Below are 15,267 nucleotides of genomic sequence, written 5' to 3'. Positions count from 1 at the left end.
GCCGCTAATCAACCAACTGCAATAACTGCTGTGTATAGGCAGCAGCAGGTGCGTTGAAAATCGTCTGGCAGTTACCCTGCTCCACGACTTCTCCCTGACGCAGTACGATCACCTGATGGCACAACGATCGTACCACCTGCAAATCGTGGCTGATAAACAGATAGGCCAGCCGGTGACGGAGCTGAAGCGACTTCAGCAGCGTCAGGATCTGTGCCTGCACCGATTTATCCAGTGAGGACGTCGGTTCATCCAGGATCAACAGCTGCGGCTGCAGGATCAGCGCACGCGCGATGGCGATACGTTGTCGCTGCCCACCGGAAAACTCCGTGGGATAACGATAGCGCAGGGCCGGATCCAATCCGACTTCCTCCAACGCCTCAATCACCCGCTGTTCGCGTTGCTCTGCGGTCAGTTGCTGGTGGATCTCCAGCCCTTCGGCGATGATTTGCAGCACGTTCAGGCGTGGATTCAGCGCGGAATAGGGGTCCTGGAACACGATCTGCATCCGGCTGCGGTAAGGCAACATCTGCTGGTTATTGAACTGATGCAGCGGTTGGCCATCAAACCAGATCGCACCTTTGGAGCTCAACAAGCGCAGCAGCGCCAGGCCAGTCGTGCTCTTACCTGAACCCGATTCGCCTACCAGGCCCACGCTTTCCCCAGGCTGTATTTCGAAGCTCAGATCTTTCAGCGCGTAGTTCTGATCGACGATACGCCGTAACAGGCCACGTTTGATCGGGAAGCTGACCTGCAGGTGTTCCACTTTGAGCAGTGGCATAGGCTTATCGTTGGCAGGTAGTGGCAGAGGCTCGCCTACGTCTTCCGCAGCCAATAACTGACGGGTATAGGCGTGTTGTGGGGCACTAAACAGCCCATCGCGGCTATTTTGTTCTACGCACAACCCTTGGCGCATTACCGCCACGTTATCCGCCAACCGGCGCACGATGTTCAGGTTGTGGGTGATGAACAGCAATCCCATCCCCAGCTCCTGCTTTAACTCTTTCAGCAGCATCAGGATCTGCGCTTGAATGGTCACGTCTAGCGCGGTGGTCGGCTCATCGGCAATCAACAGCTTGGGCTTGGTCAACACCGCCATGGCGATCATCACGCGTTGACGTTCTCCGCCTGAGAGTTGATGGGGATAGTCCTTCAGGCGCGCTTTGGCGTTACGTATTCCCACCCGATCCAGGCACTGAATGATTTCGGCACGGGCGCTGTCACGGCGCATACCCATGTGGAGCATCAGCACTTCGGCCAGTTGCTTTTCGATGGTGTGCAGCGGGTTGAGCGACACCATCGGCTCCTGGAATATCATTGAGATCTGGTTGCCACGTACTTTGCGCAGTTCGGCTTCCGATGCATGTAACAGTGAGTTGCCGTTAAACAGAATATCCCCACCGGGATACACCACCGGCGGGGAAGGTAGCAGCCGCAGCACGGAGAGGGCGGTGACGCTTTTGCCTGAGCCTGATTCACCCACCAACGCCAGCGTTTCCCCTTGTTCCACCTGTAACGAGACGCCGTTGACCACCTGATTCAAGCTGCCTCCCTGGCGGAAGGCGATGCTGAGATCCTGAATAGCGAGCAGAGGAGTGGTCATATTAATGCGCCTTGCTTGGGTCGAAGGCGTCGCGCACCGCTTCGCCGATAAAGATTAACAGTGAGAGCAGCACCGCCAGCACCAGGAAGGCGGTAATGCCCAACCACGGAGCTTGCAGGTTGTTTTTGCCCTGTAAAAGGAGCTCACCCAACGAAGGCGAACCGAGCGGCAAGCCGAAGCCGAGGAAATCGAGAGAGGTAAGGGTGGTGATCGAACCACACAGAATAAACGGCAGGAAGGTCAGCGTGGCCACCATGGCGTTAGGCAGCATATGACGATACATAATCACGCGATCCGGCACGCCCATCGCTCTGGCGGCACGAATGTAGTCGTAATTACGGGTACGCAGGAATTCGGCACGCACTACGCCCACCAGGCTCATCCAGCCAAACAGGATGGTGATGCCTAACAGCCACCAGAAATTGGGTTGGATGATGCTGGACAGCAGGATGATCAGGAACAGCGTCGGCATCCCCGACCAAACCTCGATCAGCCGTTGCCCCCAAAGATCGAATCGGCCGCCATAATAGCCCTGCGTCGCTCCCGCACAGATACCAATCACGCTGGAACACAGCGTTAGCGCTAGCCCGAACAGCATTGAGATACGGAAACCGTACAGCACCCGGGCCAGCACATCGCTGCCATTACTGTCGGTGCCGAGCAGGTTTTGGCGTGACGGCGGCGACGGGAAGGGCACTTTGGTGGCAAAGTTGATGGTGTTGTAGCTAAAGCGGATCGGGGCCCAGATAGCCCAGCCGTGTTGCTCAATCTGCTTGATAACAAAGGGATCCTGAAAATCGGTAGTGGTATTCAGTTCCCCGCCGAAGGTCGTTTCGCTGTAGTTGACCATAAAAGGCACATACAGCCGGCCTTCATAGCGCACCAGCAACGGCCGGTCGTTGGCGATCAGGTTGGCGGCCAGGCTCAGTGCAAAGGCAGACAGAAAAATCCACAGCGACCAGTAACCACGGCGGTTGCTGCGAAAACGTGCCCAGCGGGCCTGATTGATGGGGCTTAAGCGGCTCATTGACGGCCCTCGAAATCAATGCGCGGATCGACCAGGGTATAGGTGATATCGCTGACGATATTCAACAGCAAGCCGATCAGGGTAAATATGTAGAGCGTTCCGAACATCACCGGATAGTCGCGTTGCAGGGTGGCATCGTAGCCCAACAGCCCAAGGCCGTTGAGCGAGAACATCACTTCGATCAACAACGAACCGGTGAAAAACATGCTGATAAAGGTGGCCGGGAAACCGGCGATCACCAGCAGCATGGCGTTACGGAACACGTGGCGGTAAAGGATCTTCTTCTCGTCCAGCCCTTTGGCACGGGCGGTGACCACATACTGTTTGCGGATCTCATCAAGAAACGAGTTTTTAGTCAGCATGGTCAGGGCGGCAAAGCCACCGATCACCGTAGCCAGCACTGGCAGGGTAATGTGCCACAGATAATCGGTGATTTTACCGTACCACGGCAGTGTGTCGAAATTGCTGGAAACCAGCCCGCGCAGTGGGAACCAGTCCAGATAGCTGCCACCGGCGAATAGCACGATCATCAGGATGGCGAACAGGAATGCCGGAATGGCGTAGCCGATGATAATCAGCGTGCTGCTCCAGGTGTCAAAGGCGCTGCCGTTGTGGATGGCCTTGCGTATCCCCAGCGGGATCGACACCAGATAAATGATCAGCGTACTCCATAGCCCCAGGGTCGCGGAAACTGGCAGACTCTGGCCAATTAGCTGCATTACCGAGGCCCCGCGGAACAGGCTTTCGCCGAAATCGAGGCGCATATAGTTCCACAGCATGGTGAAATAGCGTTCGTGCAGCGGCTTGTCGAAACCGTAACGCTTGGTGATCTCGGCGATCACTTCGGGATCCAGGCCGCGTGAGCCACGGTATTGGCCTTCGGCCACGTTGCCCGCGCCGGCCTTCATATGCCCTAGGCCTTCACCTGCGCCACCGCCGCCAAAGCCGCTGGTTTGCCCCATCTCAATAGAGGCAATGGCCTGATCGACCGGTCCACCGGGGGCGATTTGCACAATGAAAAAGTTAATGGTGATGATCGCCCACAGCGTGGGGATCACCAGCAGTAATCTGCGTATCAGATAAGCGGCCACCTGAGGCTCCTTATTGCCGTTGCGCCGGCAAGCGTGCCGCCTTGTTGACGTCGAACCACCAGTTGTCGAACCCGATCGAATAGGCCGGGCGTACCGCTGGCGAAGAGAATTTGTCCCAATAGGCGTAACGGTCGTGATTGGAGTACCACATCGGCAGCATATACATGTTCCAGGTCAACACCCGATCCAGCGCACGGCCAAGGGACAGCAACGCTTTTTCATCCCCTTGATGCTTCATGATCTGTTCTATCAGGGCGTCGACGGCTGGATCGCTGACGCCAGGGCTGTTGTAGCTGGAATTCAGATATTCAGTGGCCCAGTAGATCTGCAGGTTGGAGTTGGGGAACGGCATAGCGGGGTAGACCCTCGGCATCATATCAAAATCACGCTCGCGCATACGGCGGGTGAATTGACTGATGTCGATCTCACGGATCTGCATATCGATTCCTAACCGCTTCAGATTGTGCTGGAAAGGCAGTACATATTGGAAATTGCTGCCACTCGGCAACATCAGTTCAAAGGTAAAGGGCTTACCGGTTTTGCTGTTGACCAACTGCTGGTTTTTCACTTCCCAACCGGCCTGTTTAAGCAACTCGGTGGCTTTCAGCAGGTTCGCCCTGTCATTGCCGCTGCCGTCGGATGTTGGAGGCTGGTAGATTGAGGTAAACACTTCTGCTGGCACTTTACCTTTTAGCGGGGCCAGCCAGGCCAGCTCAGCAGCGTCTGGGTAGCCGCTGGCCGCGTATTCGGTATTCTGGAAATAGCTGTTGGCGCGCTGATAGGCATCGTAATACAGCGCCTTGTTCATCCAGTCGAAGTCGAAGGCCAGGGTAATGGCTTCCCGCACCCGGCGATCGGCGAAAATCGGGCGCTGGATATTGAATGCCAGCCAGCGGGCATTCTGCGCCGCCTGATTGGTTTCATCCTGTTTGATGATGAAGTTGCGCGCGAAGTTACCGCCTTGATACTGGGTGGCCCAGCTTTTTGGCGAGCCTTCGACGCGGAAATCGTAAGCCCCGGCCTTAAAGGCTTCCAGCGCCACCTTATCGTCCAGGTAATAGTCGTAACGCAGCGTGTCGAAGTTATAGCGCCCACGATTCACCGGCAGATTGGCGGCCCAATAGTCACGTACGCGCTCATAAGTAATATATTGGCCCAATCGGTAGCTGCTGATTTTATAAGGGCCACTGCTTAGTGGGGGAACAGTCAGTGGTTCATTCAGTTTATGGTCTTTCCAGAAGCTTTCTGGCATCACCGGCAGGCTTAAGAGGCCGAGTAGCTGATCTCTATCCGGTTTGGGGAGTTCTATGCGCACAGTCAGACGGGAGATGGCCTTGACGGTGACGCCTTTATACGACGAACGGAATTGCGGCACCCCTTCGGTCATAAATTTGTTGAAGGTAAAGGCCACGTCGGCGGCGGTGATCGGGCTGCCATCATGGAAGCGCGCGCGTGGGTTGATATCCAGCTCCATCCAACGCATATCTGCCGGATAGCGGGCAGATTCCGCAATCAACGGATAATAGCTGGAAGGCTCATCGTCCGAGCTGGTGAACAGCGTGTCGTAGAGTTCCCCGGTTCTTTCACCAGGTACACCGCGCGAGGCGAAACGGTTGAAGTTATCGTAGGTGCCGATGGCTGCCAGCCTAACGTCGCCGCCCTTGGGGGCCGCAGGGTTCACGTAGTCAAAATGGCTAAAGTCGGTGGAATATTTCGGTTCACCGAGCGTGGCGAAAGCGTAGCTTTCATTAAGGGTTTCGGCCTGCATGCTAAAACTGAGTGCCGAAAGCACCAAGGCAGCAAAAATGCGTACGGACATCTCTACGGTAAGCTCCTGCTAGCTATACCCGTTGCCTTTCAAGCCATGGCTTGAAATACGTCGGATATAAGTCAATTAATCCAGCCGGTAGCATAGCATTTCAGGCTGGTTTTCTGAGTAAAGAAGTTTAAATATCAGGGATTAACTGCGGCCTGATAATCAAAAACGGCCTTATTCTGGCAAAAGGCCACAAACTCCTCAATACCCAGTGGCTTACTGAAATAATAGCCCTGCATGAAATTAACGTCGCGTTCTTGCAGAAAACTCACCTGTTCGGCGGTTTCAACGCCTTCCGCCACGGTCAGCATTTTCAGCTTTTTAGACAGCGAGATCACTGCGTCCAGGACGGGAGCGGTCGCCGTATCCTGGCCAATGGTATTGACAAAACCGCGGTCGATTTTGAGGTAATCCAGGGTAAAGCGTTGTAGATAGATTAAGGCGCTGTGGCCGGTACCAAAGTCATCCACGGCGATTTCAACCCCTTGGCGATGTAGCCAGTCAAACTCTTCCAAGGCATTTTGCTCTTCCACCATGCCGCGCTCGGTGATTTCAAACACCACGGTGAAATAGTCGGTTGGCAACTTAGCCAGTAGCTCGGTGATATCGTCATGGAACGAAGGCGCATTAAGGTGAGAAGGCGCGAGGTTAATGCCCAGTTTGGCGCCCCGTGGCAGAGCTTGTACCAATTGCGGGATATCTGCCACGATCCTACGGAACAGGTGGCGGGTCAGCGCTACGATCAACCCTTCGCTTTCAGCATAGGGGATAAACAGATCGGGTGGAATGCGCCCCTCGGTGGGATGCTGCCAGCGGATCAATGCCTCAAGGCCGGCAATGGTGTTGGTTGCAGAGTGGAACACGGGTTGATATTCAGCAAAGATCTCATTGTGCTTGATGCCTCTCATCAGGGCCCGTTCGGGGCTTTGGCGCAGTATCTGCATATAGTAATACAGCGCGCCCACCATCAGGGAGAGCACCAGACTACCCAGCACGGTCAAACGGATATCATTAGCCGTCAGGGATTGGTGATAGAAGATCATACTCAGTGGATAGCCCGGGACGGCTAGTTGGTTGGCGTGGCTTTTAGGTAATTGCGCCAGCGGCAGCATATTCGAGCTGAAGGTGGTAACCGCATGCCCCCCGATCACTATGGCAAATCCGGGAGTATCTCTATCGGGTGAATTGAGCAGCAGATAGGGGGCCAGGGTGAGATCCAGCGTGGCTAATATGCCGGTATTGCCTGGCCCTGGTTGGCGTAACCACACGGCAATCGCCGGTTTTCCAGGCACCATCGGCGTGCCTTGTTGTAATGCCATATCCAGTGGCTTATGCCAGTCGATATCGGAATAAATATGGCTCATCCGCAGCATCATGTTACCGGTTGCCGAGGAGCAATAGGCAAAACCGTCTTTTACCAGAACAAAGGTGCGTACGCCGGCGGTAAATGCAGCACGGTAGGTCAGATCGGACTGAGCCTGTTCGCAGGGTTTACCGGTAAGCGGCATGATTTGTTGCATCATTTCTTGCAGATGATCGAGGTAATTAACGGCAAATTTCTGCGTACGGGTTTCGATTTTATGCTGATATTGCGAGCGCTGATGATCGATCAGAAATAAGGTGACAGAGGTAAAAACAATGAGGAAAACGACGGCGACAATACAGCTTTTAGTCAGGCTACGTCGTGTGTTGGATGCATGGCGTGCAAATGCTCCCTTCAATCCCATTACTCGCCCCCTGAGCGCAGCATAAAAATATTATTGTTATATTGCTGGTGATTAATATATCCCACCGATCCTGCCTGCGTCATTATTCGTTTGGCTTGCAGCAAGGCTGTTTGTTTAGACACAGCGTAAATAGTGCGTTACGAAATGGCATGTCACTTGACGATAATAGGCTATTTTTTCAACCGTTGCGTGGTTTATGGCACAGTGATAAGCGAAAATAGCGATGCGGGTTTGTTCGGCGCCAGCATGACCGTGAAAAAAAACGCTGCCCTGGGGCAGCGTTCTCGTCTCGTTTGTTTGGCTTTCAGGACCAGATTCAGATACTACGCCGTTAGCTGGAGCTTTTACCCAGTAACCGGCGGCCTTCACGATAACGTTTATCCCAATAGTTATCCGAAAGGCTAGAGATTGTCACACCACTGCTGGTAGAGGCATGAACGAATTTGTCGTTACCCAGATAGATGCCGACGTGGCGGCCAGTAGAACCGGCGCGGAACAGCACTAAATCGCCTGGGCGCAGTTTGGCGCGTTGGATTTGTTTGCCCATATCTTCTTGCTCATAGGTTGAGCGGGGCAGATCCATACCAAACTGTTCGCGGAAGGTACGTTGCACAAACGCCGAGCAATCAATACCGCGCTTGCTTTCACCGCCTAAACGGTAGCGGACGCCTTTCCAATCAGCATACTGGTCCATAATCTTTGACTTGACGTCAACGTTACGCACCATCGCTTCGAATTCATCCTGAGAGGCTTGCAGTAAAAGACCGTTTTTGTCATTAACTGCATGCATCTCAGTTTGCTTACTATCTAACTTCGAAGTGTTTGTTGAGCTACAGGCGGAGAGCACCAAGGCTGCCGCAATTGCAGGTAAAACCCGCAAAAAATATCTCAGAAAAGGTTGAGATTTGACCATTGTAATTGTTTTCCCTTGAAGTCCTTAACGACGCAAGTCGTTATCTGAAAAATACCAAACGGAACGAGACTAGTTGGCACTGGCAGGAAGGACAATCAGTTAGCATCGGAAATGTGCAGGAACGCACAGTTTTCGGATTTTTACTAATGAGCCAAGCTAAACCAGGCACAAACGCATCCGAGAGTACCGGAATGACGTGAGGATTGCGAGCCTTTTTCCGACATTCTTTATATGAAATTGTGATGTAACATAATGTAAATCTTCATATAAAAAACCGCGGTTTGGCGGTTATGTTGGATTGAGGTTAATTAATGGGGTAGGCATGTTAACGGTGTGGTTGTTGAGTAAACAAGATGCGACAGGTAAATAACCGAGAGGCGCTGGCCTCCCGGCTATCATAACCTAAAGTTATGGCTGCGTTGGGCGATACTTACCAGGTAGTTTGCAGTTCAACCAGTGGATCACAACATCGCTGGCCGGTGTCATCAGCCACCAACTGGTTCCGACCATCACCACCGACAGCGAACCGACAGCAATATCGGTAAACCAATGTGCACCGATCATGATGCGTGGCAGGCAGAAGACCAGGGTGATCAGCAGCGCGATGGCAAATGCCGTGCGGTTAAAGTAGCGCAGCATAAAGCAGGAGAAAATCATCAGCATCATGCCATGATCGCCAGGGAAGCTGTCGCTGGAGGCGTCTTTGGTTGGGATGCCGGTGAGTTCGCTGACCCGGTTGATATTGTCAAAAGTCAGGGTTGGGCTGGCGTGTTTGACCGGCAGCAGGTGGCCAAACTGGTTGAGCACCACTCCCGTTAACAACATCACGACGCCGGTAACGATCAGACGGCGGCGGCCAAAGGCATCCTGCTTGAGGTAGAAGTAAAGGTACAACAGCCCCATGGCGATGAGTGAAATGACGTCGAATATCCGATTGTTGGTGATCGCCACCATTCTCAGAAACCAGGCATCGCTGGCCAGATGTTGGTTGAAGTAGAAAAAGATTGCTGAGTCAATCTTGAACCAGAACCCGTGATCCGTGGGTAAATACCAGGAAAGAAATAGCACGATGCCCAAGACGTTGAGCATGAGGATGAAGGGTAAATTACGGCGTGTCATGGCTAACCTGTAAAAATCAAAAAAATAATGCCAACGTTAAAAGCATTAACTTAAACGAATGTTAAACAAGGCCGCTTGCAAAGCATTCCAGTTGGCCTCGTCGCTGTGGATCAATTCGATACGGCTGTCGAGCGGAGCGGTGGGGCGCGTCTCGATACTGAGATCCTGCCCTTGGCGGTTGATCAGCAAACTGCCTTCGGCAATGCGTACCACTGCCTTGGCCCGATCAACCGGAGCTAGCCTGATCCATTCCATCATACCGACGGTATCAAAGACGGTCTCCCCATCGAAAATCCAGCCGCAGCTGGTGAATCCTTGGCCTTGATTAAGGGCGCGGCGCCAGCGGGAGTTTTCGGGCAAACGCAACGCTGCCAATCCTTGGGTCTTGGCGTGGCTATGATGATGCTGTGCGTCCGGCAATTCTGTGCAATTGGTGCGTGGCCGATCCAATAGCTTGATATCCATGCGCCCTTGCTCGATGGTAAAGACCGGCCGCTGCTGGCCATGCAGGGTTTGCCAGGTTTCCAGAGCCAGGGCATCTTGCGGCTGCCAGGTATCCATTTTATTGGCGATGATGACGTCGGCTGCGGCCAGCTGATCGCGGAAATTTTCATTTTCGCTATAGCGAGATTCGCCGAGTTGGCGGGGATCGAGCACACAGATCGTTGCCAGCAAATCGATCCACCCTCCATAGGTTTCCTGGGTCAACAGTGCCAGGATCTGCTTAGGGTGACCTAATCCAGTGGGTTCAATCAGTAACCGATCGGGTTTGGCCTGTTGCAGCAACATATTCAATCCTACCTGCATAGGTAGCCCGTTAACGCAGCACATGCAGCCTCCGGGGATCTCTTTCAATACCGCACCGCTGTCGGCCAGCAGGGCGCCATCGATACCAATCTCGCCAAACTCGTTGACCAGCACGGCCCAACGCTCATTTTCCGGCTTATTGGCCAACAGGTGTCGAATGGTGGTGGTTTTGCCGCTACCGAGAAAGCCGGTGATCAGATTGGTTTTTGTCATTTGGAGATTCCCGTTAGTAATGTTTTCAATGTATGCAGGTTGGCAATTATTTGCTTATTTATCGCTCTTGGCCAACTAGGAGGGGAAGATCACAAATTTAAGCATAAAAATCGCCTGTTTTTGTGCGCTTATTTTTCGCTAAAACGATAGGATTTTTCCCATAAAAACGTGGCGTTAACAAAGTCAACTGTACCGTACCGTATTGTTTCCACGGCCTTAATTCAACGATTAACCGTTAAAAAAACTGCCTATCCTTACGATTATTCCTAAAAAAGTAACCTATCTTTAAAGTGGCTTAACAAAAGTGAGGTTGCCATGAATAGCTTACGGTTAATTTTGATCGCAGGAGCGTTGTTTTCATGGATGGCAGCAAGTCATGCGGGTTCCACAGGTGGCGTTATCCACTTTGTGGGTGCCATTGTCGAAGGCCCTTGTACGGTAGATGTTAGCAACTCAACGGCGAATACCCAATGTTATCGTAACGGGCGAAACTACACAGGCACGCAAAGGCTGGCAAGTTTTGATGCCAGCAGTAAAGAACTTCCGCTGAATATCGGTACCACCGAAATGCGGTGGGTCGATCAGCAGAAAAAACTCGCAATAATGACAGTGATTTATCGTTAAGTCCTCTAGTCATGCCGAGTGGGGCTCGGCATGACTTCCCCAGATCCCGCATTTTGATTCGTTTTCTCCACACCTTTCATTGCCCAACCGACTGACCAGGATTGTGCACGGCAAGCCGTCTGCACAGCAGGCCGTTGTCAGAAAATAAATTAAGACTTTTCCGGCTTGAAATCTGTATTTCGCGGCAATAAATTATGCGCCGCCAGAGAGGTGGGTAGTTATCTAACTAGATGATAAATAGATAAAACCTCTCTAACTTGCGCTTAATCCAAGAACTTTTTTTCAGGTTTATATTGGCTTAATAACAAGTGAGGTGACCATGAAAAGCTTACGGTTATTTTTGATCGCAGGAATGTTGTTTTCATGGCTGGCAGCTGGTGTGGCTAATGCAGCTACCGGTGGCGTGATCCACTTCTATGGCGCCATTGTCGAAGGCCCTTGCACGGTGGAAGTCGCTGACTCAACGGCGCAAACGCAATGCTATCGCGACGGGCAAAACTACACCAGCAAACATCGGTTAGCGAGCCTGCAGAGCGGTAGCAAAGCGCTGCCAATGAATCTCGGCAAGAGCGAAATCAAGTGGTTGGATCAGCAGAAAAAACTCGGAATAATGACGCTGGAATACCATTAATCCACATTCAGTCAAGTGGCCGTCATGCCTGGTAGATTGGCATGGCGGCCGGTAGGGATCAATTCAACTGGGTGGTTACCCAATCTTTTACCGTCTGGCGTGCCCCTCGATCGCGCAATGACAGATAGGCTCGGGTTACCTCCGCCACAAACGTACTATCTGCTGGCAACTGCTCGCCAAACACGCTTTTCAACGCCAGCAATGCGGTCACGCGGGGTTCTCCGTCCTGTGAGCTGCTAACGGCCTGTTGCAACGTGGCCAGCATGGGGTCGCGGATATCAATCGGTTGCCCGGCGTCATCAATCCCGCCGACATAACGCATCCAGCCCGCTACGCCAAGCGCAAGCCCCGCATGGCTGCCGCCATATTGCCGATGCCAACGGATGGACTCCAGCAGGCGCTGAGGCAACTTTTGCGTGCCATCCATAGCGATCTGCCAGGTACGGTGTTGCAGTGCCGGGTTACTGTAACGTTCGATCAACTGCTCCGCGTAGGCGGCCAGATCGATGCCAGTGACCTGCAGCGTCGGAGCCTGCTCGTTCAACATCAAATGGTGTGCGGCGCGGCGATAATTCTCATCCGCCATACAGTCAACTATGTATTGGTAACCCGCCAGATAGCCGAGGTAGGCCAGGAAGGAGTGGCTGCCGTTGAGCATCCGCAGTTTCATCTGCTCGAACGGCAGAACGTCGTCCACCAGTTGCACACCGGCATCCTCCCAGCGTGGACGGCCAGCGACAAAATTATCTTCCACCACCCATTGAATGAAGGGTTCACAGGCAATAGCGCATTCATCACGCACGCCACCCAGAGCGGCGGCGATTTCATCAAGCGTTGCTGGCGTAGCGGCTGGAACGATGCGATCGACCATGGTGCTGGGGAAGGTGACGTGTTGCGCGATCCACTCGGCCAGCTGTGGATCGCGCGCTTTGGCTAGCCCAGTCACCGCATTGCGCACCACATGCCCATTCTCTGGAATGTTGTCGCAGGACAGCACGCTAAAGGCGGGTAGATGACGTTCTCGACGCCGGCGCAGTGCTTCCACCAGGATCCCCGGCACCGTGGTGGGTTGGGCCGGATTAGCCAAATCGGCTTTGATCGCGTCGTGTTGCAGGTCTAATTGGCCGCTACCGGGTTCGATACAGTAGCCTTTCTCCGTAATGGTCATGGAGACGATCGCCACCTGTGGCTCGGCCAGCTTTTCCAGCACGGCGTCGATACCTTCCAATTTGCGATGTACGCTTTCGTGAACGGCCCCCACCACGATGGCCTGATCGCCCGCCGCGCCCTTTTCCAACACGGTGTAAAGATGATCCTGGTCGCGCAGGGTCTGGAATAGCTTATCGCCGCCGAACAGACTGATCTCGCAAATCCCCCAATCGCCGCCGTTACGGTTGAGTACTCTGTCGGTCAGCAATGCCTGGTGAGCGCGGTGAAAAGCCCCAAAGCCCAGGTGGACAATTCGGCTGCGCAGGCTCTGGCGATCGTACTGGGGCAGTTGTGTCTTGGCGGGTAACGGTGAGTTGGCGATAGTTTTCATTAATGGCTCCATGACGAGAGCAAGGGGCGGTTGATCGCTGGTATAAAGCTATCAGACCAGTTAGCCGCAGGTGTATGCCCGGCTCTCGCGTATCTGTTAACAACCGCCAGTGTAGAGCGGTAGAGAGGTGAATAAAATTGGTCGGTCCAAAATATCCCAGGATCGTGAGTTGGATCAATCAATCGACGTTTCTGTTTTGACAGCATGCCGCTAATCAGTAAGGTTAAAGATGAATGATATCTACTGCAATGTGGTATAACAGGATTGATTTGATTTTGCGATCTACCTCACCACCGATATCGCTTTAACGATGACAGAGCGACTTTTACAAGGATAAATCAATGGAACAAACATGGCGTTGGTATGGGCCGAACGATCCGGTTTCGCTGGACGATGTGCGTCAGGCTGGTGCGACTGGCGTAGTGACCGCGTTACACCATATCCCTAATGGCGAAGTGTGGCCGGTTGAACAGATCAAGGCGCGGCAGGCTCTGTTAGCGGAAAAAGGGCTGGTGTGGTCGGTGGTGGAAAGTATCCCGGTGCACGAGGAAATTAAAACCCACAGCGGCAACTATCAACGTTATATCGCCAACTATCAACAATCGCTGCGCAATCTGGCGGAATGTGGCATTGATACCGTGTGCTACAACTTTATGCCGATCCTCGACTGGACGCGTACCGATCTGGAATACCAACTGCCGGACGGTTCCAAGGCTTTACGCTTTGATCAGATCGCCTTTGCGGCCTTCGATTTGCATATCCTGTGCCGCCGTGGGGCAGAAAAAGATTACACTGATGAAGAGCTGGCCCAGGCACAAAGCTATTTCAAGGCGATGAGTGCGGCAGATATTGCCAAGCTGACCGGAAATATCATTGCCGGATTGCCTGGGGCGGAAGAGGGATACACGCTCGATCAGTTCCGTGCTCGGCTGGCGGAGTACGATCATATCAATAAGGCGCAGCTGCGCGAAAATATGGCCGTATTCCTGCGCGCTATCGTGCCGGTAGCGGAAGAGGTGGGGGTCAGGTTGGCAGTGCATCCCGATGATCCACCGCGCCCCATCCTTGGCTTGCCGCGTATTGTTTCCACCATCGAAGATATGCAGTGGCTGAAAGAGACGGTAGATAGCATCTATAACGGCTTCACCATGTGTACGGGTTCTTACGGCGTGCGTGCGGATAACGATCTGGTGCGGATGATTGAGACCTTTGGCGATCGCATTCACTTTACCCACCTGCGTGCTACTTGCCGCGAGCAAAACCCTAAAACCTTCCACGAAGGGGCGCACTTGCAAGGGGATGTGGATATGGTTGCGGTGGTTGAAGCTATTCTGGCAGAAGAACAGCGCCGTCATAAAGCGGGCGATCTGCGGCCTATCCCAATGCGACCAGACCATGGTCACCAGATGCTGGACGATCTGAAGAAGAAAACCAATCCGGGCTATTCGGCCATCGGTCGGTTGAAAGGTTTGGCGGAGGTTCGTGGGGTTGAGCTGGCGTTAAAGCGGCGGTTTTTCCCAGAGTTACTCTAGCAAAAGCAGGGCGCACTCAGGTTGCGCCCCTACCGTTGACTAGTCTGCGCGGCTCATATAGCGGCGTTCTGCAATATGAATGCGGATTTTATCACCGCTGCTCAGGTACTCGGGTACCAGAATGGTCAAGCCGGTCGCCATGGTGGCCGGCTTGTTACGCGCACTGGCAGAAGCTCCTTTGATGCCCGGAGCGGTTTCAACAATTTCCATATCCACGGTCTGCGGCAGTTCCAACGCCAGCACCTGGCCATCCAGCGTTAGTACCTGCATACCCGGCAAACCCGCTTCAGGGATGAACAGCAGCTCATCTTCGATCTGATCTTTCTTGAAGATATAAGGGGTGTAGTCTTCATCGTCCATGAACACATACTCTTCGCCGTCAATATAGGAGAAGTTTACCTTGCGGCGGGAGAGGCTGATGGTGTCCAGAATATCATCACCTTTAAAACGCTCTTCTACCTTCAGCCCGGTACGGACGTCGGAGAAGCGCATTTTATACAGCGTGCTGGCACCACGGGCGCTTGGGCTCTGGACATCGATGTCCTTTACCAGCAGCAGTTTGCCGTTGTAATTGATCGCCATACCGCGCTTGATTTCGTTCGCTCTTGCCATTGGAATACCCTGTCG

13 protein-coding genes are annotated in these 15,267 nt (G+C 53.3%); 3 read left to right on the top strand and 10 right to left on the bottom strand.

Translation table 11 applies throughout. From position 1 onward, the window contains the following. Window positions 1-4: 4 nt before the first annotated feature. The 8 genes from yejF to KGP26_RS18105 all read right to left on the bottom strand — a co-directional run bounded on the left by yejF (window position 5) and on the right by KGP26_RS18105 (window position 10,313). A complete protein-coding gene (yejF, locus tag KGP26_RS18140; protein ID WP_223664372.1) occupies window positions 5-1,600 on the bottom strand; it encodes a microcin C ABC transporter ATP-binding protein YejF in 1,596 nt (531 codons plus the stop codon). A gap of 1 nt (window position 1,601) precedes the next feature. Continuing rightward, window positions 1,602-2,627, bottom strand: coding sequence for an ABC transporter permease (locus KGP26_RS18135; protein WP_021805872.1), 1,026 nt, complete (start codon window positions 2,625-2,627; stop codon window positions 1,602-1,604). Further along, window positions 2,624-3,718 (bottom strand): microcin C ABC transporter permease YejB, encoded by a 1,095-nt coding sequence (locus tag KGP26_RS18130; protein ID WP_021805871.1) that lies wholly within the window; start codon window positions 3,716-3,718, stop codon window positions 2,624-2,626. Before KGP26_RS18130 ends, KGP26_RS18135 begins: the two co-directional genes overlap by 4 nt. Window positions 3,719-3,728: 10 nt before the next feature. Then, the gene (locus KGP26_RS18125; protein WP_021805870.1) at window positions 3,729-5,537 is read right to left on the bottom strand and encodes an extracellular solute-binding protein; all 1,809 of its coding nucleotides are present in this window, start codon (window positions 5,535-5,537) and stop codon (window positions 3,729-3,731) included. A gap of 134 nt (window positions 5,538-5,671) precedes the next feature. Continuing rightward, complete coding sequence (locus KGP26_RS18120) at window positions 5,672-7,261, bottom strand: cyclic di-GMP phosphodiesterase (RefSeq protein ID WP_021805869.1); 1,590 nt, start codon at window positions 7,259-7,261, stop codon at window positions 5,672-5,674. 331 nt (window positions 7,262-7,592) lie between these two features. Continuing rightward, entirely contained in the window at window positions 7,593-8,174 is a 582-nt protein-coding gene (gene mepS / locus KGP26_RS18115) for a bifunctional murein DD-endopeptidase/murein LD-carboxypeptidase (protein WP_021805868.1), read from the bottom strand. 408 nt (window positions 8,175-8,582) lie between these two features. Next, window positions 8,583-9,293, bottom strand: coding sequence for a phosphatase PAP2 family protein (locus KGP26_RS18110; RefSeq protein WP_021805867.1), 711 nt, complete (start codon window positions 9,291-9,293; stop codon window positions 8,583-8,585). A gap of 45 nt (window positions 9,294-9,338) precedes the next feature. Next, window positions 9,339-10,313, bottom strand: coding sequence for a GTP-binding protein (locus tag KGP26_RS18105; RefSeq protein ID WP_179245509.1), 975 nt, complete (start codon window positions 10,311-10,313; stop codon window positions 9,339-9,341). 315 nt (window positions 10,314-10,628) lie between these two features. On the opposite strand from KGP26_RS18105, the gene KGP26_RS18100 reads away from it, so the two are divergent. Further along, window positions 10,629-10,937 carry a fimbrial protein gene (locus tag KGP26_RS18100; protein ID WP_037375456.1) on the top strand — a complete coding sequence of 103 codons (309 nt, stop codon included), beginning with the start codon at window positions 10,629-10,631 and terminating at the stop codon, window positions 10,935-10,937. A gap of 319 nt (window positions 10,938-11,256) precedes the next feature. Beyond that, window positions 11,257-11,568: a type 1 fimbrial protein gene (locus KGP26_RS18095; protein ID WP_094983245.1), complete on the top strand. Its 312-nt coding sequence runs from the start codon at window positions 11,257-11,259 to the stop codon at window positions 11,566-11,568. Between the two features lie 58 nt (window positions 11,569-11,626). Here KGP26_RS18095 and KGP26_RS18090 read toward each other — a convergent pair whose 3' ends face one another. Next, window positions 11,627-13,108, bottom strand: coding sequence for a mannitol dehydrogenase family protein (locus KGP26_RS18090; protein ID WP_179253671.1), 1,482 nt, complete (start codon window positions 13,106-13,108; stop codon window positions 11,627-11,629). Between the two features lie 341 nt (window positions 13,109-13,449). On the opposite strand from KGP26_RS18090, the gene uxuA reads away from it, so the two are divergent. Next, the gene (gene uxuA / locus KGP26_RS18085; protein ID WP_218519143.1) at window positions 13,450-14,640 is read left to right on the top strand and encodes a mannonate dehydratase; all 1,191 of its coding nucleotides are present in this window, start codon (window positions 13,450-13,452) and stop codon (window positions 14,638-14,640) included. A 39-nt stretch (window positions 14,641-14,679) separates the two neighbouring features. Here the strand turns inward: uxuA and yeiP are convergent, their stop codons facing one another. Further along, on the bottom strand, window positions 14,680-15,252 hold the full coding sequence (yeiP, locus tag KGP26_RS18080; RefSeq protein ID WP_021805861.1) for an elongation factor P-like protein YeiP: 573 nt from the start codon (window positions 15,250-15,252) through the stop codon (window positions 14,680-14,682). Window positions 15,253-15,267 lie beyond the last annotated feature (15 nt).

Source organism: Serratia sp. JSRIV002 (genome assembly GCF_019968725.1).
GTDB lineage: Bacteria > Pseudomonadota > Gammaproteobacteria > Enterobacterales > Enterobacteriaceae > Chania > Chania fonticola_B.
Note: the sequence above shows the minus strand (reverse complement) of the source record. Positions and strands in the feature narration are given on the sequence as shown.